The sequence below is a fragment of the Paenibacillus sp. 01T422 genome (genome assembly GCF_056398785.1).
In genome coordinates this window covers 1-20079 of record NZ_JBFTQB010000047.1, presented here as the reverse complement: position 1 = coordinate 20079, position 20079 = coordinate 1, and the positions used below count along the sequence as shown (strand labels likewise).

The following is a 20079-nucleotide window of genomic DNA, read 5'->3' as shown; positions in this document are numbered from 1 at the left end:
GGCTACAATGACAACAACGAATATGGCGCCTGTCCAAATGATGGCTTTCTTGTTGATTTCCTCTTTGGCTCTACGATTAACGGCTGTTGGTTTACGTTTGGACATAGGAATCACCCTTTACTTAGGATTAACGATATGATCTATCATATCACAAGTTGGGTCGATCATAGAATATAGTAGCCACTAGGAAATTTTTGAAACATGTATTGACGTCCATGTCATTATGTTGTAAGATTTAATCACACAAGGCAGTGAAAACAATTAAATATGTTAGTTTTAATAACATGTTACCGTAAGGGCATTAGTTATTAGAAGAATGCAAGTCTTCTTCTATAACTATGCCCTTTTATTTTTTTTCAACAGTTGCATGCCGAAAGGGGTTGGTAGCACAAACGACGGAAGCATGGTAACCGGGAAATTTGCTACTCCAAATAACAAACAGACTTATTAAAAAAGGGAGAAGATGAACACATGAATATGAAAAAATGGTCAACAATGGGCTTGGCTGCATCGATGGTACTTGTAGCAGCAGGCTGCGGTAAAACCGCTGCTCCGGCAGAAACGACAAAACCAGCTGCAACAACTGCACCTACAGCATCAGCAGCAGCTAGCGCTGCGCCTACTGCGGCAGCTGCGAAAAAATTAACAGGTGATTTCGAAATCCAATACTTTGTTGGCCGTTGACGGCGATAAAATTATGGATTTGCTAGCTCAAAAGCCACAAGAGTTTGATGGCAAAATCTATAACGTTCCTTTCGTAATGAGCTCATGGGGTATTTTCTACGATAAGGCCCTATTCAAAGAAAAAGCTTGGGCAGAGCCTAAAGACTTTGAAGACTTCCTGGCTGTTAGTGAGAAAATTAAAGCCGCAGGCATTAATCCTTTCATTCACACAGGTAAATACCCTTACTACATCAATGGCGCTGTACTATTCCCTGCAATCGTATCTGCAAATAACAATGACTACAAATTGCTGCAAGATATGTCCACAAACAATCTTGAAGCATGGAAAAACCCTGCAATCATCAAAGGTTTGAATAAAATCGTGCAATTGCGTGATAAAGGATTCATTGATAAAGCATCTGTTCAAATCAACCACACGGATTCCCAATCCTTGTTCCTACAACACAAAGACGCTTTCATCCCGAATGGTCTATGGTTGCCAAATGAAATGGCGAAAGACGTTCCGGCTTCCTTCGACTTCGGATTCATCCCTTCCATCACGCAAGATAAAGGTGGAAAAGTTGTAGCGAACACGTCCACAGCGACATTCGCCATCGCGAAAAAAGCGAAAAACAAAGATGCTGCCAAAGCTTTCATGCAGTTCGTATTCTCCAAAACGCAAGCTTCCCAATGGGCTGAGCTGAGCGGTGCTCCTTCTAACGTTAAAGGTGATATCTCTTCTTCCAAAGCACCTAACTTCGTTAAAGACGCTGCAAAATTCCTATCCTCACCTGACACAGTGGTCGTACCTACAGTTTCCTTCGCAGCAGACGTTGATAAAGCTATGCAAGATGCGAGTGTTGCTTTGACAATCGGAACAATTACGCCTGAAGAATGGGTAAAACGTGTTACGGATGTCGTAGCTAAGCAGAAGAAATAGGAACTGAATGAGGTAGTGCGGAGAACAATTAAGGCTAAGTGCCCTAGGCGTTCTCCGCCATTTTAATGATAGGACGGTGAGGATAGAATGAAGGCCAAGTCAAAAGTGTGGAAAAGGAATATGTTCATCGCTTCATTCATCATTCCGACTTTTTTGTTCTTCTGTGTATTTACGATCTACCCTGTTATACAGGCCTTGCAGAAATCATTCTATGATTGGTCAGGAATGTCGGAGAACAGTACGTTTATCGGTTTTGACAATTTCAAAGAGATATTTAAAGACCCAATTATCCTTAGAGCCATTGKGAATGATTATTTCTTAGTCGTTGGAAAAGTGATTGGCATTATGATTCTGGCAACGTTCTTCGCAGTTGCTTTGACACGCTTCAGAGTAAAAGGGGCTGGATTTTTCCGAGCTATCTTTTTTATCCCAAATGTGATCTCGGTCGTTGTTATCGGTGTTCTCTGGAACTTCATCTACAATCCGCAAATTGGATTCCTGAATGCTTTCTTGTCCCTTTTTACAGGTGAAAAAGTTGATATTACTTGGTTAGGCTTTCCTCAGCATACGATTTGGATGTTACTGCCACCTACAATCTGGGCAGGTATCGGTTTCTACATGATCTTGATGATTGCTGCAATCGTGAATATTCCTGCTTCCTATTATGAGGCAGCTAATATAGATGGAGCCGGTCAATGGTCGCAATTCCGCAACATTACGATGCCGCTTATCTGGGAGCAAATTAAAGTTTCCGTCGTTAACATTGTTATCACGACTCTCAACGGTTCCTTCGTAATTGTTCAGCTGATGACGAACGGCGGGCAGCCTGATAATACAACCCAAGTGATGGGATCTTACCTGTATCGGATGGCTTTTCAACAATATCATTTCGGTTATGGAGCGGCTATCGGTGTTATGATCCTAATCGTCTCACTGATCACAACCCTTATTCTGCAGCGCATTATGCGCCAGGAAACAATCGAAATGCATTAAGGTCATCTTAGAAAAAGAAAGATTCTGTAGGAGGGGGAACGATCACATGGAGATTAAAAATCCGTTAGCCAAAACGATTGTCTGGGTTATTCTTCTGATTTGGAGCGTCGCCGTCCTTTATCCATTATTATGGACGCTGCTCGACGCACTCAAAAATAATGAGCAATTTTTTCTGAACGCACCATGGGCGCTGCCGAAATTCCCACTATTATGGTCCAACTTCTCCTATGTATGGAGCAAATATAACTTTAGCACTTATTTCCTTAACTCCATTGTTGTCACCGCAGGAAGTACCTTACTTGGAATGATACTTGCGGCGATGACCGCGTATATCTTAGCCAGGTATGATTTTAAAGGAAATAAAATTATCTTTACGATTTATATCTCATCTATGATGATTCCTTTCGCGCTGGCCTTGATTCCACTCTTCTTCTTGCTTAACGATTTGCAGTTGATTAATACATGGCTTGGATTGATTCTTGTGTACGCGGCGCTTAACCTTCCGTTTGGAATCTTTCTGCTGGTTGGGTTCTACAAATCACTGCCCAAAGAAATTGAAGAAGCCGCTATCATTGACGGGACGTCCCACTATGGCACCTTCTTCCGGGTCATGCTGCCGTTGTCACAGCCGGGACTGATTACGGTTATGATTACGAATATGCTCAATAACTGGAACGAGTATTTCCTGGGTGTTGTTTTGACCAATGAGCCAACGAAGTACACGCTTCCAATCGGTCTAGCCGTTATGCAAGCGGAAATGCAGTATCGTGTGGAATGGGGGCCGTTGTTCGCAGGACTGCTGATTACAACGCTTCCAACCCTGATTGTTTATATCATCTTCCAACGGCAAATCGCAAGCGGGATTACGGCTGGAGCGGTGAAATAACAGCAAACTGTTGCATAGAAAAAACACCTTATCCTAGAGGATTTTATCCTTTCGGGAGGGTGTTCTTTCTACTATAATTGGGATAGGAAAGAGCAAACAAGAAACGGCCAAACTTGTGGGCTTAATAGGTGAGACATAATGAGAGCAATGTATCTTTTGCAAAAAATGGGACGTTCCTTAATGATTCCGATTGCGGTGCTGCCGGCGGCATCCATTCTTTTACGTATAGGCAAAATGACGTTCAGTGATCCTTTTCTTATGCAGGTGGCTCATATTTTTGAGTCAGGCGGAAGCGCGATTTTTGATAATTTACCATTAATCTTTGCGATCGGCATTGCCATCGGGTTGACGTCTGGAGATGGCGTCGCGGCATTGGCGGCAACGGTAGGGTATCTCGTGTTTAATAATGTTTTGCAGCTTTTTCATACAGGTACGGACTCGGCTGAGCGTTTGGATATGGGGGTGCTCGGAGGGATGCTTGTAGGCGTCTTGTCTGCATCGCTTTTTAATCGATTTCAGCATATTCAGCTGCCTAAAGCTTTAGGCTTTTTTGGCGGGAAGCGTTTTGTTCCTTTGCTAACAGCATTGGTCATGGTTTTTCTAGGGCTGCTGATGGGCTCCATCTGGCCTCCGGTGCAAAAAGCGATTAGCGTGTTCGGGTTATGGATTGTTGATAATGGGAATATCGGCGTGCTGATCTATGGCATTATGAATCGTCTGCTGATTCCTACCGGCTTGCATCACATCATCAATAATATCGCCTGGTTCCAAATAGGGGATTACAACACTGTAACTGGCAAAATTGTACATGGCGACATTTCCAGATTTTTCGCAGGTGATCCAGAAGCGGGAATGTTTATGACAGGTTTTTACCCTGTGATTATGTTCGCCCTTATCTGATTCTCATTGTTGGAGTAGGTTATTTTATTCTCTATTATGTAACGTTCCGGGTTTATCTGTATTTCTTTCCGATGAAAGTTCCTGCTCGCGACGAAACTGCTGAGCTGGAAACTGTGGATGTAAGTGCTCCAATCGAGATGAAAGAAGATCGTCCAACCCGTATTTTAAGACATATTGGTGGACCTTCAAACATCATTTCCATCGATGCTTGCATCACGCGCCTGCGCTTGCTTGTTAATGAAGAGAAGCTCGTGATGGACAATGAACTCAAAGATCTCGGTGCGATAGGGGTTATCAGGCTTGGAAAAGGAAATGTTCACGTGGTATTCGGCACGGAGTCTGAGCAGATTCGCGAGAGTATTAAACCCATGCTTCACCCGCAAAAAGACAAATCAGGACAAGCCTGAATATACCCAACAAAGTGACTTATACCTTCGAAGTCTATTCCGATTACTTTGCGGGACCCCGAAATCAAGATTAGGAGGTGTCTTATGATTGAACGGACGATCATTCATGTACTCTCACACAATGTGGTGATGGCACATTTGACATCAGGGAAGAATTCGATCGCTTTTGGCAAGGGGATCGGCTTTAAAAAGACGCCAGGCATGCCAATAGATGAAGCTGAAATCACCCAAGAATTTCTGTTGCATACATCAGAGGTGCTTAGGAACTATGAACAGATCCTCAACGCCGTAGATGTGAAAATTATTGGGATCACGGAAGAGGTTATTGCATACGCGCAGAGCATGCTGGAGGGTGATTTCTCGGAGACGATTCATGCTTCATTAGTAGACCATATCAATTTTGCAGTGGAGCGGCAGAAACGAGGCATTTTCATCACGAATCCCTTTGCCTATGAAATTGGTTATATGTACCCGGAGGAGTATAAAGTGGCCAAGAAGTCAGTCGATTTCCTCAACGATCATCTTGATGTCAAATTGCCAGAGGATGAGGTCGCCTTTTTGACGATGCATTTTAATAGTGCGCGCAAAAAGGAGCAGGCTTCGGATTCCTTGGCGGTTGTCAGAATCGTATCGAAAACGATCGAATCGGCCAAAGAATTAGGATTTAATTTCGACGATTCCTTCTCCACCTTGCGGTTCATCAGTCATTTGAAAGGTGTCATTGAACGGGTTAAACAAAAAAAGACACTGCAAAATACGCTGTTGGATAAAATTAAAGAAGAGTACGGAGACACTTATGTGAAGGCAAAAGTACTGTCGCTTATGCTCAGCGATGCACTTCAATTGGAAGTGCCGGACGACGAAACAGGGTATCTAACGATGCATTTGGAACGACTGCTTCTGCGCTCAGAAGTATAGAGTTTGGCTAGTGAAATCTCCTCCCTTGCAACCTTTATGGAGCGGGGATTTTTTGTTTGAAAAAATAGGTTTTAGCTGATCTTCGGATTGCATAATTGGACATTGTCAGCTAAACTGACTGTTAGAGTCATTAGAGAACGGAGTGCATAGGACATGCTGTATAAGAAGTTAGCAAAACCGATTTTGTTTCGAATGGACCCTGAGAAGGCGCATCATCTGACCATTGACGGTCTAAGTGCGGTAACTCGTTTCCCAGGCGGAGCGCAATTACTTAAATCGATGTACGGAGTGCAGAACTCACCTCTCATGAACCAGCGAATATGGGGACTTGAGTTCGCCAACCCGGTTGGCTTAGCTGCAGGATTAGACAAAAATGCAAAAGCAGTGAAAGGTTTCTCACAGTTAGGGTTTGGATTCATGGAGGTTGGTACGATTACTCCCAAGCCGCAACCAGGCAATGAGCTGCCGCGGTTATTTCGTTTACCCGAAGACAGGGCGCTTATCAATCGGATGGGCTTCAATAATGTAGGGACGGACGAAATGGCGCACAACCTGCAAAAAACAGGCAAGCGTGATATCCCAGTAGCAATCAACATAGGTAAAAATAAAACGACTCCAAATGAGCAGGCCGAAGAGGATTATCGGGCTTGTATCCGGGAGTTATATACATATGGCGACTTCTTTGTCGTCAATATTAGCTCACCAAATACGCCGGATTTGCGTAATTTACAGCATGGGAATGATTTGAAGCGATTGCTTGATGCGGTTACGGCCGAAATGCAGCTTCAACAGCAAAAGAATGGCCATGCAGGCAAGCCTGTTCTTGTGAAAATAGCGCCGGATCTCACGGACGATGAGTTAGAACTAACCGTGCACACGATTAAGGACAGCGGAGTATCCGGAATCATTGCGACGAACACGACGCTGAGCAGAGATGGACTCGTGCATGCGAATCGTTCGCAAACAGGCGGGCTTAGTGGAAGTCCTCTCACAGAGCGATCCACTGAGGTCATTAGACGCGTCTACCAATTGACGGAAGGCAAGCTCCCGATCATTGGGRCTGGCGGGATATTTACAGCGAAGGACGCGTACGACAAGATTCGTGCCGGCGCCAGCTTAGTTGAAGTTTATACAGGATTAATCTATGAAGGTCCAGGCATTCTTACGAACATTAATCGGGGACTTCTAGATCTACTCAAAAAAGATGGGTATACTCATATTTCCCAGGCAATCGGTGCAGATCACAACTGACTTCATTCGGAATGGAGGAAAAATCAATGGATGGACGAGACTGGAAGAAATTTCTCCTGCCTTACGAACAAGCAGTAGAAGAGTTGAAGGTGAAATTTAAAACGCTGCGCGGCGAGCTCAAAAGCAGGGAAGAATATGCCCCCATTGAATTCGTAACAGGCCGCGTTAAGAAAATATCAAGTATGTTGGAGAAAGCGAAACGTCTGAGCGTGCCGATGGATCAATTAGAATCAGGCATTGAGGACATTGCCGGCATTCGTATAATGTGCCAATTCGTTGCGGACATCGAGCGTCTTGCTGAACTTATTCGCAGTAGGCAGGATATGACGATTGTCTACGAGAAAGATTATATTACCAATAAGAAACCAAGCGGATATCGTAGTTTTCATATCATTATTGAATATCCGGTACAGACGGCATTAGGAATGAAGCGAATTTTGGCTGAGGTACAAATTCGAACACTTGCCATGAATTTCTGGGCTACCATTGAACATTCCTTGAATTATAAATATAAAGAGCAATTACCAGCGGATGTTAGAGCTCGTCTGAGCAAGGCTGCAGAGGCTGCTTACCTGTTAGATCAAGAAATGTCCAGCATTCGAGGGGAAATCGTTGAATCGCAGAAAATGTTTGAAGATAACTCGAATCTAGTCAATATCGTACTGAGCAATATTCAGGAGCTTTATTTCTATCATAGAGTTCGGGAAGCCGCGCAATTTCAGCTAAGATTCAACGAGATTTGGGAAACGGAAGACGGTTTAAGCGACTTATCTTCCGATCTTGAGATCGCAATCGCCCGAGCGAAAAAAGGAGATCAAAACTGATCTATGGCTGCTTACGATCGATTATATGTAGCTTACTTATATTATTTTAATGAACTGCGCGATTATTTTGAATGTCATGAAGTCATGGAGGAGCTTTGGCTGGAAGAAGGCCGGAGCCCTCTATATCAAGGTCTACTGCAGATTGCAGTGGGCCTTTATCATCATGCAAATGGAAACGTAAGCGGTTCCATTAAGCTGTTTAGCGCAGGATTGGATAAGTTAGCTCCTTACCCGACGGATTCGCTTGGAATTGATTTAGGAAAATTGATCGAAGAGAGTCAAATCTATGTAACGAAGTTGCACCGGATGAAAGAGGAACCATTCGCTCCATATGACCTAACCATTTGCCTTATAGACCCGGAACTCAATGATCTTCTGGACGACATGAAGGAGCATCCACCCCAGCATGAGGAGGAGGAGGAGGAAGACCATGATTGAGGTTCGTAAGCTGAGTAAATGGTATCAAGTCCACGAACGTGAGCCGGGTTTCATGGCATCATTCAAAAGCTTGTTTCACCGTAAGTTTCGTACGGTTAAAGCTGTAGATGATGTATCCTTCTTCATCCCCGAGGGAGAAATCGTCGCCTTTCTTGGACCGAATGGGGCGGGCAAAACAACAACGATGAAAGTTCTCACGGGACTGCTGCATCCTTCAGGTGGTGAAGTGAATGTAGGCGGTTTTGTTCCATTTCAGCATAAAAAAGAGTTTAAGAAGCAGATTTCTCTGGTCATGGGGCAGAAAAGCCAGTTGATCTGGGACCTTCCCGCAGCAGAAACGTTTCTCGTAAACAAAGTGATCTACGAAATACCTGATCAGGACTACGAGGAGACATTGGGGGATCTGGTACAGCTCCTGCAGCTGGAAGAAGTTATCCGCAAGCCAGTCAGGCAGCTCTCGCTTGGAGAACGAATGAAATGCGAGCTAGCTGCAGCGCTTCTGCACCGGCCAAAAATCGTATTTCTCGATGAGCCGACGATTGGTCTGGACGTGAATATGCAGGAAGTTATGCGCCGGTTTATTCAGGATTACAGCCGCAAATATAAGGCGACCATTCTGCTCACGAGTCATTACATGGCAGATGTTACAGCATTATGCGAGCGTGTGCTTGTCATCGGCAAAGGGCGTCTGCTATATGATGGGGCGATCAATCAGCTGATAGACAAGTACGCACCTAACAAGCGTATTCGTCTTCAACTGGCTATACGTGCACACGAGCGAGAGCTTGAGGATGTTATCCACGGGATGGGAACGATAGTCCACTATGCGTTTCCGGATCTCGATGTGGATGTAGCTAGAGAGCAAGTTTCCGAGCTTTCGGCAAGACTTTTATCCAAGCTGAATGTACGCGATTTGACGATCGAAGATCCATCCATGGAATCGGTGATTGCCCAAGCTTTTGAGGCGAGGAGCGAAGGAGGAAGCGCCGGATCATGAGGGGATTAGCTTCATTTTGGCATAAATATCGCGTCTTGCTTCGGGTGGAGTGGGCGGTTATGTTTGCGTACCGCAGTGAGTCGTTGATCTGGATGGTTGGCGCTTTTATTCAGCCCCTTGTCTCGATGGCCGTGTGGCTGTCGATTAGCAACAATCAAGCTATTGGCGGATATGATGCTCATGATTATATGGTGTATTTTCTTGGTGTTCTTGTAGTTGACCGTTTAACGAGCACGTGGGATGTATGGGAATTAGACGCCAGCATTCAGGATGGATCGCTGTCTTCCAAGCTAGTTCGCCCTTTCCACCCCGTGCATTGGAGCATCTCTCAAAACCTCGTGTACAAACTGTTTTTCGCGTTTCTCTTAATTCCGGCATGGGCGATTGCCGCAGCATTGTTCCCTATGTTAAGGCTGAGTATTTCCTTGGAAATAATTCTAATTTTTTTATGCGCAATCGCTGTCTCTTCAGCCATTCGTTTTCTGATCGGCTTTCAGTTTGGTTTGCTGGCGTTTTGGACGAATCGAGCTACGGCGATTTACAGCCTGTACGAGGGTTTCCATCTCTTTCTTGCCGGCCGAATAGCGCCTCTAAGCATGTTTCCCGCTTGGGTTGAAGAGGTCGCATCTTGGCTGCCCTTCTACGGTACAGTTGGTTTTCCAGTAGAGCTACTAGTTGGTAAAATCGAGATAGGCTCAGCCGCAATCCTTCACAATTTCGTGATCCAACTCGCTTGGCTCATCATTCTATTCGTGACATTTCGATTGTTGTGGAGAAAAGGGATTAAGAAATATGGTGCTGTAGGCGGATGAGAATGGGGGAAACCTTCGATGAAATATTTTCGGTTATTTCGCGAATTTATGCGTGCGTGCTTGGTGGAGGAGTTTGAGTATCGCGCGAATTTTGCAGCGAATATGCTGTCGACGGTGTTTTGGCTGGTGATGGCGATCCTGACCGTGCAATTATATTTTTATCGGACACAGGAGATTGGTGGTTGGGATTTCTATGAAGTGCTTGTCCTGCTGGGGATTTTCAACGCGGTGCATGGTTTTATAGAGTTTATCCTGCAGCCTAATATGTCTCGTCTTGTTAATCATATTCGCAAAGGGACATTGGATTTTGTCTTGACGAAGCCCGTAGACAGTCAATTTTATATTAGTTTCAGGCATCTTGTTTTCTGGCGCTTATCTGACGTTGTGCTCGGATTCGGCTTAGTTGCTTATGCACTTTGGCGGCTTCACGCGGTTCCTAGCTTCGTCGAGCTTGTACAGTTTGCTATTGTGTTTCTGGCGTCTCTTGTCGTGGTTTATTCCCTTTGGATGGGGATGATGATGTTTTCTTTCTGGGCTGTAAAAGTAGATAATTTATCCTATTTATTCGGCTCCTTTTTTGAAACGGCAAGGTTTCCCGTTTCAGTGTATAAAGGATTTTTACGGTTCACGTTAACGTATATTTTTCCGATTGCTTTTATCACAACCTTTCCTGCTTCCGCTCTTATTGGACGGATTAGCAGCTGGCAGGTTGCCTCGAGCGTGGGGGTTGCAGTCATCTGTCTGGCTCTGACACGTGTTTTATGGAAATTCGCTTTGCGGCATTATACAAGTGCAAGCAGTTGAAAATAAATGTTACAACGAATCAAAAGGACTTCTCCCCTTAGGCGGCAGAGGTCCTTTTTGCTTTGTGTCTGATCCTCTATACATAATTTGGAGAGTGGAAGGGAAAACTTCCCACAAGATGAACTCATTTCAAATAGAGCTTGGTGGTGGCGATAATAAGAATGTCTTGGACCAAGACGCTACATCAACTATTCAACCATAAAAGAATTCCAAGCACACGTTCCCAAGAGCAAGATGAGCCTCTTTCGCATATAAGTCTACTCAGCGATAGCCTCTTGAATATCGAACAAATCAAAGAGACATTTGGCGATAGTGACGATCTTAAGACGGGGGAAATGTACCTGGAACTGGATGCCAACTGTAAAATTAGCTTTGCCTTCCTTGAACAGATGGTGGACAGAACTTTATTTCAGGATATCATGAACGGTTTGACTGCCAAATCGGCTGAAATCATGGAAGCTATGGAAACGGGTTTCTATGAGTTGCCTGATTTAATGAAGAATATTCTTCAGACCTTAGGCGAAGTCAGGACGATCAATGACTACAAAGAAGTATGTTATCGGATTTTGTCAGGGGAAACTGTTGTTTTTGTCGATAGTTATACACAAGCACTATCTGTGAATACGGCGGCTGAAGAACAGCGTTCGGTAGAGGAGCCAATGACGCAGTCCGTTGTGAGAGGGCCGCGCGATGGTTTTACGGAGTCAATAGGCACGAACATTTCTCTTATTCGCAAGCGTATCAAAAGCCCGAATTTATGGCTGGAGAGTATGACAATCGGTAGGGTTACACAAACAACGGTTTCGATGATGTATATTAACGGGATTGTGAATGACAAAATTGTTGATGAGGTACGGCAAAGACTTGCGCGCATTGATATTGACGGCATTCTTGAAAGTGGCAACATCGAGGAACTAATCCAAGATGAAACATTTACGCCGTTCCCGACAGTATACAATTCTGAGCGGCCTGATGTGATTGCATCAGGGTTGTTGGAGGGGCGCGTTGCCATACTGGTGGATGGAACCCCTTTTGTACTCGAAGCTCCGGTTATTTTCACGCAATTCTTTCAATCTGCGGAAGACTATTATCAACGGGCTGAATTCGCAACACTGATCCGCATTCTGCGATATATGTGTTTCTTCATCTCTTTGATGGCACCTTCGTTCTATATTGCGATGACCACGTTTCACCAAGAACTCGTGCCCAGCTCACTCTTATTTAACTTAGCGGCGCAGCGAGAAGGCATTCCTTTCCCTGCCTTTGTGGAAGCTTTGTTGATGGAAGTGACGTTTGAGATCCTGCGTGAAGCTGGCGTCCGTCTTCCTAAGACGGTAGGTCAAGCAGTATCTATCGTAGGTGCGCTTGTTATTGGGCAAGGAGCCGTAGACGCAGGGTTGGTTTCGCCGGCAATGGTCATCGTTGTTGCAATTACAGCGATCGCTAACTTTGTTATTCCGGCTTTTAGCATGGGGATTCCGATACGCATCATTCGATTTATTTTGATGGTATTTGCGGCTACCTTTGGCCTATTCGGTATTACCGTTGGTTTAATCGCGATGGTCCAGCATCTATGCTCGCTTCGATCATTCGGGGTTCCGTACATGTCTCCGATGGCTCCGTTCGTCATGGCTGATCAGAAGGACACCATTCTCAGATTACCGCAATGGAGCCTATTCTCCAGACCAAGGTTTATTAGCCAAAAGAATATTATTCGTGAAAACAATGCCCCGACAACCAAACCAAAACGAAAATAAAGGGGGGGGATCAGCCAATGAAAAGATTAGCTTGTATGCTGTGTACACTAAGCTTACTTGGCTTTGTACTCTCTGGGTGTTGGGATCGGCATGAATTGAATGATTTGGCCATTATGGTTGGTGTGGGATTCGATAAAAGCGGAGACGAATACTTAGTTACTGCGCAAATCGTGAATCCTAATGAAGTGGCATCGAAAAAGGGGGCAGGCTACAGCACGCCGATCACGACGCTTTCAGCGAGAGGAATTTCAACGCTGGAGGCGGCGAGGAAATTAACGACATCCGCTCCACGTAAATTGTTTGCATCCCATTTGCGTATTATCGTGATTGGTGAGGAACTTGCGCGTGAAGGGGTCGCTAAGGTGTTGGACGGCATCACCAGAGATCATGAAGTCCGATCCGATTTCTACATCATCGTTGCCAGAGGTACGACAGCCGCTAAAGTACTGCAAATATTGACGCCAATTGAGAAGATCCCAGCGAATAAAATGTTCAAGACGTTAGAAACGTCAGAGAAAGCGTGGGCACCAACGGTCAGTGTTCGTATCGATCAGTTCATAACGAAGCTTAGCGAACCGACGACGGAATCGGTTTTAACAGGTATTCGAATTGAGGGTGATCCAAAGAAGGGAAGCTCGAAGTCGTCCCTTGCGGAGACCGTGCCAATCACGAACTTGCAGTATACTGGGCTGGCTCTTTTTAAGCAGGATAAACTAGTTGATTGGCTAAACGAGGATGAGAGCAAAGGGTATAACTATATCATTGGAAATGTGAAAAGCACGATGGGGCATTTGGAGTGTCCCAATGGCGGAACGTTAACGGTAGAAATTGTCCATGCTAGTTCCAAGATCAAAGGAGCAGTGAAAAACGGTAAACCTGAAATCAATATTCATGTAAATTTAGAGGAAAATATCAGTGAAGTTCAGTGTGAAATCAATTTATTGGATCCGGAAACGATCAGTGAAATTGAGAAAACGGCTGTTAGTTCGCTAAAAAAAGTCATGTATGGCTCGATTAACAAAGCAAAGGCAAATAAAGCGGATATCTTTGGCTTTGGTGAGGCTATTGAGGACGTTGCTCCAAAAGCATGGATAAAGTTGGAGCCGGATTGGAAAAATGAATTCGCTAAACTGCAGGTAAATATCACCGCAGATTTACACATCCGCCGTCTTGGTACAACGAATAACTCGATCATTATGCGCCACAAAGAGGAGTGATGACATGGGGGTTATCATCTCGGTTTTGATCATTGCGACTCTCGCGGGGCTACTTGAACTCCCGCAACTACTTCGCAAACAGCTAATTGCGGAAAGTTGGGTATTTTCTTCGCTTCTATTCATAGGATCTGTGCTTTGCATTTTGCACTTTGAGAGAGTGAAGCTTCCGAATCCACTGGATTGGATTACGTATATCTATCAACCAATCAGTCAATTCGTTTTTGGTATTCTAAAATAGAGGTGAATCACATGTTTGAGAAGGGTAGGATAGGCGTTCATCAGTTTACGATATTGACTATTCTCTTTACGATTGGCAGCGCTATCCTTATCGCTCCTTCGGGACTTGCCTATGATGCCAAACAGGRTGCTTGGATTGCTGCCATTCTAGGGCTTTTGGTAGGCCTGCTGCTCGTTGTCTTATATTTTGCTCTTGGTCAACATTTTCCTCAGAGTACATTAGTTGAATACTGCGAGGTGTTAATGGGGAAATGGATTGGTAAAGCTATCGGCTTGCTTTATTTCTGCTTTTTCTTCATTCTAGCCGCGTTGGTGCTTCGTAACTTAGGCGATTTTATTTCAACTCAAGTCCTTGTGGATACACCACTGCAATTTACGCATATCTTCTTTTTGGCGATCGTCTTGTTGGGTATTCGAAACGGACTAGAAACCTTTACACGTACTTCGGAGATTTTTCTGCCATGGGTGCTGCTCTTTTTTTTCCTCATGTTCATCCTGCTGCCAACGCAAATGAAAGCAAGCAATATACTGCCAATACTCGGGTATGGCTTCAAACCTATTGTACGTGCTTCCGTCCCCCTCATTGGAACACCTTATTTGGAACTAGTCGTTTTTCTAACGATTATGCCTTTCGTAAATCAAACTAAAAAACTGGGAAAAGCATTTCTTGCAGGAGTTTCTATCGGAGGCTGCTTGATTGTTATCATTTCACTTTTATCGATTCTTGTGTTAGGGCATGAATTAACATCGGTCCAAATGTATCCAAGTTTCTCATTAGCCAGAAGAATTTCTATTGGCAGCTTCCTTGAACGTCTTGAGGTGGTAATGGCGGGAATTTGGTTCATCACCATTTACTTTAAGCTAACGTTATGCCTATATGCGTCTGCGGTGACCCTGGGCGCGGTCTTTAAACTAAGTGAAATCAGGCAGCTATATATTCCCTTGGGAATGAGTTTAGTTGTACTTTCGGTCATCGCTTACCCGAATTCTGCCTATTTCATTCAGTTTGCATCTAAAATATGGCTTTTTTACTCGGGAACGTTCGGGCTCATCATTCCCTTATTGCTCTTTGGCTTAGCTATTTTGCGGAAAAAGACTGGAAGCCAACAAGGATAAATGACGTCGTCGTCCTTTTGGGACGAGCGCGGTTGTCAAGGTAGAGCGAAGCATAAGTAATAAACTTATACTTTCTTATCTACTAAAAAAAGCAGCGGAATCCGCTGCTTTTGTCATACGTATTAACCTTTGTATTTCTGGAAAAAAGCTTTAAACATTTCAGGTGTATTACCACCTGCAGCGCCGGCTTCAGGAACACCGCCAACGATGCGATCAACTTCTTTGCCATCTTTGTAGTAAATAAGGGTCGGCGTAGAGTCAACTTTGTACTTCTCCCAACCATCTTTGAATTCTTCCAAATTGAATTGTTTGACATCAATACCTAGGTCTTTTTCAATAGGAACAAGAACGGGAGTCGTTAATTTACAGTGCGGGCAAGTGGAAGCATAATAATACTGAAAAAAGGTTTCTTTGTTTTTCAGCCTTTGATCGAGATCTTTAGGCAGAATGAGGTTCTGGTAGTTCGGATCGTTTAATTGTTTCACGGTTTCCGGATTTAGCTTGGATGCCGCAACACCATAAGGATTCCCAGCATTGGCTTGATCCGATGATTTGCTAGACTGCTGATTAACGAAATATAAACCCCCGAATAAAATAACGACAATGCCTAGATAAATAAGCAGCTTCTTCATTTCATGCACCTCATCTTGTGTTGTATACTAACTACTAATTTCGATAAAAAGTATAGCATATCCTTTTCAGATTTTGAAAATAATTGGCTGTTTCGTGACAGTTCAGCTATAATAGCGAAGATAAAAGAGGAAAGTGAAGATGTCGGATGACGAAGCAGCTGCCACCCGTATTTAGGGATAAAATGATTGATTTATTAGGTGAAGAGGAATTTGAGCTTTTTTTGGCGTCTTATGACAAAGCAAGATCTTTTGGTTTGAGGGTGAATACAAGTAAAATTACGAAAGCGGATTTTTTGGATAAAAGTCCATTCGCGTTGGAGCAGGTAGCGTGGGCGTCGGAAGGGTTTTACTATGAAGAGGGAGAACGTCCTGGCAAGCATCCTTATTATCATGCAGGACTTTATTATATTCAAGAGCCTAGCGCCATGGCGCCAGTAGAGCTGCTTCAGGTTCAGCCAGGCGAAAAAGTGCTCGATTTGTGCGCAGCTCCAGGCGGGAAGTCAACTCAAATTGCAGCAAAACTGCAGGGCGAGGGAGTACTTGTCGTGAATGACAACCATTCGGATCGGGTGAAAGCGCTAGTCAAAAACCTTGAACTTTTTGGTGTTCGAAATGCTGTTGTTTTGAATGAGCGACCGGAGCGGATGCTGAATGTGTTTCAGGGCTATTTCGATAAAATATTAATAGATGCCCCTTGCTCGGGGGAAGGAATGTTCCGCAAGGAAGAAGATATGATGCTGCAGTGGGAACGCCATTCTGTACAAGAGTTTGCTGCCATGCAGAGGGAATTGCTTGGACAAGCAGCGCAAATGTTAACGCCTGGCGGAACCATTGTGTATTCGACGTGTACGTTCTCGCCGGAGGAGAACGAAGCGCAGATTGCGGAGTTTTTGGACAAACATCCTGCGTTTGAAGTGGTGCCTATTGCGCGCTTTGACCATGGACAGCCAGATTGGCTGCGTGAGCCTTGGTGTGAGGAGCATTATTCGGAGCGCGCTCGTGAGGCGGTTGCTGGGACTGCGCGGCTTTGGCCTCATCGCTTGCGCGGTGAGGGGCATTATGTTGCTGTGCTGCGCAGTGGTGGTGCAGGAGAGGTTGTGAGGGCAGATGCTGGGGGAAGTGTAAAAGCGGACGCCGGGGGGAGAGCAATAGTGAACGTCGACGTTGTGTCGGCGTCTAAAGCGGGGCGCAGCGGACGTGATGCGCTGCGTGGGAAGGGCCGCGCGGGGACTGAGTCCCGCGTGAGCTTGGAGCCGCTTCAGGCATTCGAAGACGAGCTGCTGCGCAGCGAGCCTTTCGCCGCTTTGCGGCTCGTCTGTTACGGCGAGCACGCGTATGCGTCGCCGGCGGATCTGCCCGAGCTGCACGGACTGAAAGTCGTGCGGCCTGGTTGGTACATCGGCGCGCTGCACCGCGGCCGATTCGAGCCGTCCCATGCGTTAGCCATGGGACTGCGCATGCGCGAAGCCAAGCGAGCGCTGAGCTTGGCTTCGAGCGACGAGCGAGCCCTTCGGTACCTGAAGGGCGAGACGCTCGAAGTCGCGGAGAGCGAGATTATCCGCGACCCGGAAGTGACCAAGGCAGCCAAAGGCTACTGCCTTGTCTGCATTGACGAGCATCCCGTTGGCTGGGGCAAATGGCTCGACGGGATGCTGAAGAACGAATACCCGCCCGGCTGGAGGTGGACCTAAGCGGTCATGAAACAAACACAACGGCTCGATAAAATACTCGCCCATGTGGGCATCGGTTCGCGCTCTGAACTCAAACGCCTTGCTAAAGAAGGCGCAATTTATGTGAACGGCGCGAAAGTCAAAGACAGCGGGATGCAGGTCAATCCCGATAAGGACATCATCCAGGTAAACGGGGAAACCGTGCGCTACCGGGAGTTCGTTTACCTAATGATGAATAAACCGCAAGGCGTCGTTTCTGCTACAGAGGACAATCGTGATCGTACCGTGGTGGACCTCTTGGATGAGGTATATGCGCCATTCGAAGTTTTCCCAGTAGGTCGTTTAGATAAGGATACAGAAGGTTTTCTTTTGCTTACCAATGATGGCAAGCTTGCGCATAACCTGCTTTCTCCTCGTAAGCACATCCCCAAGACTTATTTTGCTAGGGTAGAGTGGGAGGTTACTCAGGACGCCCATGTCATCGTTGAGTTTCTTTCATTGCGATGGCAGGGTGGTTTTTTATGTTGTTTTTTAGGCATTTGATACCAAATGTGTTTACTGTCATGAATGAAAGAGGGGTTGTTTATGAAAAAAAGATTAACTGTATTTGGAATTACACTACTTTGCGCTTTATCTACTGGCTATGATGTCATGGATTCCTCCGCACAGAGTCCAACACGTTTCAAAGACACATTCCAGCACTGGGCAGAGTCGTCTATTCAAATTGCCGTTCAAAAGAAGTACGTTGATGGTTACGAAGATGACACTTTTAAACCTGATGCTCCAATAAGCCGCGCTGAATTTATCAAAATGGTAGCGCTGGCAACAGGGGAGAAGATCACCAAAATCGACGGGGATGGATGGTTTCAGTCCTACGTGGATCGTCTGAAGGAGCTGGAAATTATCCCAGCTGAGTTTCCAGAACGTTATACCGAACCGCTGCAGAGATATGAGATGTCTATTTTGAGTGTGCGAAGTGTCGATAAGACATTGAAAGGTTCAATGGTTGACTCTACGAAAATGGGGTTGATTCATGGCGTAAGCAGAACCGATCTGGATGTTTATGGGTCTAGTACACGTGCCCAGGCGATTACGATTATTGAGCGGATTCTTGCTGCCAAGAATGGGGAGAAGCTGCAGGTTGATAAATACGCGGCTAGTGCGGCTGAGATTGCTGCAACTGGGAGCAATGTGGGTACTATGTTGGGGTTAAAGGCGAAAAACATAGGGAATTCCTGGAGCGCAGGCCAAGGCGCTGTTGTTAAGTTAAACCAAGTAATTATAGCAGACCCATCGGATGAGGATGATCCTTATATGGAATATATTGATACGTCACATTGGAACTCTAGAGTGGAGAAACAGCGGGATTTTGTGGTGATGGCTAAATTCACTGTGCAGGTGGATGAAACTGCGGACGATAGTTTTAGTTTAGGTGGCTATCAGTATCTTACTTTGTATGATCAAACTGGACCTTTGCATTTAACTAAAGATGGCTTAGCTAGAGTCATAAGATTCGCTGTTCCAGGAACATATGTGGGTTTTGTAGCTTATGGTGTTAGGAGTGATCTTGGTAAAACAGGCTTAGTATTTGATTTAGTAGGTAACAAGGCAGTTGTTGCAGTTCTATAGGAGGAGTTATATTTGCGAAACTTACTTGTGAGAATCTTACTAATTGTGTTTTGCCTACAGTTGATATCCCCTTTTATTGATCCTTCCCGAATCCAAGCAACCACAATGAAAAAAATTTATTTTGACTACGAGCATAATATTTTTAAAGAATCACCTGTCAACGTGCAATATTCCTCTTCATCAAGTAAACAGATAAGTACCAACATTAGTTCGTATTTATCTGGGGATATTATTTCAATAGACATATTCAATAATGGTTCAAAAATAGAATGTTCGAATTGTTTTTTTGGTTCAACGATTAATGTTCAAGTTATTATGGGTAGGAACACACCTGTATATGGAATTTCCGAAACTAAACCGGGGCATCAAATATATAGACAACCTTTAGGTAAAATATGGGAACATAAAGGTGAGGACACTCCGACTGTAGAATTTAATGGTGTTTCTGGGATTCCTTCTATGCACCCTGGGGTAATTCCTACTAAAGGAAGATATAGATACACTACCAATCCTTTTGATTATCGGGAAGCAGGCGGTTCGAAAAATGGTCCGGATTTACGCTATGCTTATGATTCAATACAGTACAAAATTTCAGGTAAAGAAGATTCTCCCGCAAGTGGCGACATTGAAAAAGATTTTGGTAAGGAAGGCTGGGCAGTAACTACTGCATATGAAGTCGATCGTCCTGATCGCTGGTTTTTAGATGAAAGTGCTGTCTCATTGGAAATCGGATCACCTGAAATAACCGATGGGAACAAGTTAGTACAGAGTAGTATTACAATTATTGATGCTAAGCAACATCCGGCCTCACAAGCCATCCCTTTATCTTACGGAAAAGGAAAAACAGATGGCAAAGGCATGATCAGAACAATGCTTCTTCTGGATAATTCAGTAGACTCGTTCTATTATGAAGAACAAGACGCGATAACAGGTGGCCAAACACCACCTTACGGTCTACTCCGAAATTACTATATGTACGCCATAGGCC

19 protein-coding genes and 2 pseudogenes are annotated in these 20079 nt (G+C 44.7%); 20 read left to right on the top strand and 1 reads right to left on the bottom strand.

The genetic code is table 11. The annotated features are described in order from the left end of the window. The first annotated feature begins 471 nt into the window (after window positions 1-471). The 16 genes and pseudogenes from AC1DUA_RS04625 to AC1DUA_RS04550 all read left to right on the top strand — a co-directional run bounded on the left by AC1DUA_RS04625 (window position 472) and on the right by AC1DUA_RS04550 (window position 15160). Window positions 472-684, top strand: a complete 213-nt coding sequence (locus AC1DUA_RS04625) for a hypothetical protein (RefSeq protein ID WP_477498613.1) — start codon at window positions 472-474, stop codon at window positions 682-684. Between the two features lie 13 nt (window positions 685-697). Beyond that, window positions 698-1603 carry an ABC transporter substrate-binding protein gene (locus AC1DUA_RS04620; protein ID WP_477498612.1) on the top strand — a complete coding sequence of 302 codons (906 nt, stop codon included), beginning with the start codon at window positions 698-700 and terminating at the stop codon, window positions 1601-1603. Between the two features lie 87 nt (window positions 1604-1690). Then, a complete protein-coding gene (locus tag AC1DUA_RS04615; protein WP_477498611.1) occupies window positions 1691-2596 on the top strand; it encodes a carbohydrate ABC transporter permease in 906 nt (301 codons plus the stop codon). Window positions 2597-2642: 46 nt separating this feature from the next. Then, the gene (locus AC1DUA_RS04610) at window positions 2643-3482 is read left to right on the top strand and encodes a carbohydrate ABC transporter permease (protein WP_477498610.1); all 840 of its coding nucleotides are present in this window, start codon (window positions 2643-2645) and stop codon (window positions 3480-3482) included. Between the two features lie 138 nt (window positions 3483-3620). After that, a pseudogene (locus AC1DUA_RS04605) lies at window positions 3621-4789 on the top strand (PTS transporter subunit EIIC). Between the two features lie 84 nt (window positions 4790-4873). After that, on the top strand, window positions 4874-5707 hold the full coding sequence (locus AC1DUA_RS04600) for a PRD domain-containing protein (RefSeq protein WP_477498609.1): 834 nt from the start codon (window positions 4874-4876) through the stop codon (window positions 5705-5707). Window positions 5708-5860: 153 nt separating this feature from the next. Next, complete coding sequence (locus AC1DUA_RS04595; RefSeq protein ID WP_477498608.1) at window positions 5861-6958, top strand: quinone-dependent dihydroorotate dehydrogenase; 1098 nt, start codon at window positions 5861-5863, stop codon at window positions 6956-6958. A gap of 26 nt (window positions 6959-6984) precedes the next feature. Further along, window positions 6985-7782, top strand: a complete 798-nt coding sequence (gene yjbM / locus AC1DUA_RS04590) for a GTP diphosphokinase (RefSeq protein ID WP_477498607.1) — start codon at window positions 6985-6987, stop codon at window positions 7780-7782. Window positions 7783-7785: 3 nt separating this feature from the next. Next, on the top strand, window positions 7786-8220 hold the full coding sequence (locus tag AC1DUA_RS04585) for a DUF309 domain-containing protein (RefSeq protein ID WP_477498606.1): 435 nt from the start codon (window positions 7786-7788) through the stop codon (window positions 8218-8220). Beyond that, the gene (locus AC1DUA_RS04580; protein ID WP_477498605.1) at window positions 8213-9217 is read left to right on the top strand and encodes an ABC transporter ATP-binding protein; all 1005 of its coding nucleotides are present in this window, start codon (window positions 8213-8215) and stop codon (window positions 9215-9217) included. The genes AC1DUA_RS04585 and AC1DUA_RS04580 overlap by 8 nt, the downstream gene beginning before the upstream one ends. Then, complete coding sequence (locus tag AC1DUA_RS04575; RefSeq protein WP_477498604.1) at window positions 9214-10029, top strand: ABC transporter permease; 816 nt, start codon at window positions 9214-9216, stop codon at window positions 10027-10029. Before AC1DUA_RS04580 ends, AC1DUA_RS04575 begins: the two co-directional genes overlap by 4 nt. Before the next feature lie 18 nt (window positions 10030-10047). Further along, entirely contained in the window at window positions 10048-10833 is a 786-nt protein-coding gene (locus tag AC1DUA_RS04570; protein WP_477498603.1) for an ABC transporter permease, read from the top strand. Window positions 10834-10994: 161 nt separating this feature from the next. Continuing rightward, entirely contained in the window at window positions 10995-12590 is a 1596-nt protein-coding gene (locus AC1DUA_RS04565) for a spore germination protein (RefSeq protein ID WP_477498602.1), read from the top strand. Between the two features lie 17 nt (window positions 12591-12607). Continuing rightward, complete coding sequence (locus AC1DUA_RS04560; RefSeq protein WP_477498601.1) at window positions 12608-13807, top strand: Ger(x)C family spore germination protein; 1200 nt, start codon at window positions 12608-12610, stop codon at window positions 13805-13807. A 4-nt stretch (window positions 13808-13811) separates the two neighbouring features. Then, window positions 13812-14045: a hypothetical protein gene (locus AC1DUA_RS04555; RefSeq protein WP_477498600.1), complete on the top strand. Its 234-nt coding sequence runs from the start codon at window positions 13812-13814 to the stop codon at window positions 14043-14045. An 11-nt stretch (window positions 14046-14056) separates the two neighbouring features. Next, a complete protein-coding gene (locus AC1DUA_RS04550; RefSeq protein ID WP_477498599.1) occupies window positions 14057-15160 on the top strand; it encodes a GerAB/ArcD/ProY family transporter in 1104 nt (367 codons plus the stop codon). Window positions 15161-15282: 122 nt separating this feature from the next. Here AC1DUA_RS04550 and AC1DUA_RS04545 read toward each other — a convergent pair whose 3' ends face one another. Continuing rightward, entirely contained in the window at window positions 15283-15792 is a 510-nt protein-coding gene (locus tag AC1DUA_RS04545; protein WP_477498598.1) for a thioredoxin family protein, read from the bottom strand. Between the two features lie 146 nt (window positions 15793-15938). Between AC1DUA_RS04545 and AC1DUA_RS04540 the strand changes: the two genes are divergently transcribed. The 4 genes and pseudogenes from AC1DUA_RS04540 to AC1DUA_RS04525 form a co-directional block, all read left to right on the top strand. Further along, window positions 15939-17483 (top strand): RsmB/NOP family class I SAM-dependent RNA methyltransferase, encoded by a 1545-nt coding sequence (locus AC1DUA_RS04540; protein ID WP_477498597.1) that lies wholly within the window; start codon window positions 15939-15941, stop codon window positions 17481-17483. 6 nt (window positions 17484-17489) lie between these two features. Continuing rightward, a pseudogene (locus tag AC1DUA_RS04535) lies at window positions 17490-17930 on the top strand (pseudouridine synthase); the annotation flags it as partial. 117 nt (window positions 17931-18047) lie between these two features. Next, window positions 18048-19091: an S-layer homology domain-containing protein gene (locus tag AC1DUA_RS04530; RefSeq protein ID WP_477498596.1), complete on the top strand. Its 1044-nt coding sequence runs from the start codon at window positions 18048-18050 to the stop codon at window positions 19089-19091. Window positions 19092-19103: 12 nt separating this feature from the next. Beyond that, window positions 19104-20079 (top strand): hypothetical protein (locus tag AC1DUA_RS04525; RefSeq protein WP_477498595.1); only part of this gene is annotated, 976 nt, incomplete at its 3' end.

Excerpts from the sequence above, each read along its gene's own strand:
- AC1DUA_RS04625 (WP_477498613.1), top strand. The coding sequence starts at position 472 with ATGAATATGAAAAAATGGTCAACAATGGGCTTGGCTGCATCGATGGTA.
- AC1DUA_RS04620 (WP_477498612.1), top strand. The coding sequence starts at position 698 with ATGGATTTGCTAGCTCAAAAGCCACAAGAGTTTGATGGCAAAATCTAT.
- AC1DUA_RS04610 (WP_477498610.1), top strand. The coding sequence starts at position 2,643 with ATGGAGATTAAAAATCCGTTAGCCAAAACGATTGTCTGGGTTATTCTT.
- AC1DUA_RS04600 (WP_477498609.1), top strand. The coding sequence starts at position 4,874 with ATGATTGAACGGACGATCATTCATGTACTCTCACACAATGTGGTGATG.
- yjbM (WP_477498607.1), top strand. The coding sequence starts at position 6,985 with ATGGATGGACGAGACTGGAAGAAATTTCTCCTGCCTTACGAACAAGCA.
- AC1DUA_RS04585 (WP_477498606.1), top strand. The coding sequence starts at position 7,786 with ATGGCTGCTTACGATCGATTATATGTAGCTTACTTATATTATTTTAAT.
- AC1DUA_RS04580 (WP_477498605.1), top strand. The coding sequence starts at position 8,213 with ATGATTGAGGTTCGTAAGCTGAGTAAATGGTATCAAGTCCACGAACGT.
- AC1DUA_RS04575 (WP_477498604.1), top strand. The coding sequence starts at position 9,214 with ATGAGGGGATTAGCTTCATTTTGGCATAAATATCGCGTCTTGCTTCGG.
- AC1DUA_RS04570 (WP_477498603.1), top strand. The coding sequence starts at position 10,048 with ATGAAATATTTTCGGTTATTTCGCGAATTTATGCGTGCGTGCTTGGTG.
- AC1DUA_RS04565 (WP_477498602.1), top strand. The coding sequence starts at position 10,995 with ATGTCTTGGACCAAGACGCTACATCAACTATTCAACCATAAAAGAATT.
- AC1DUA_RS04560 (WP_477498601.1), top strand. The coding sequence starts at position 12,608 with ATGAAAAGATTAGCTTGTATGCTGTGTACACTAAGCTTACTTGGCTTT.
- AC1DUA_RS04555 (WP_477498600.1), top strand. The coding sequence starts at position 13,812 with ATGGGGGTTATCATCTCGGTTTTGATCATTGCGACTCTCGCGGGGCTA.
- AC1DUA_RS04545 (WP_477498598.1), bottom strand. The coding sequence starts at position 15,792 with ATGAAGAAGCTGCTTATTTATCTAGGCATTGTCGTTATTTTATTCGGG.
- AC1DUA_RS04540 (WP_477498597.1), top strand. The coding sequence starts at position 15,939 with ATGACGAAGCAGCTGCCACCCGTATTTAGGGATAAAATGATTGATTTA.
- AC1DUA_RS04530 (WP_477498596.1), top strand. The coding sequence starts at position 18,048 with ATGAAAAAAAGATTAACTGTATTTGGAATTACACTACTTTGCGCTTTA.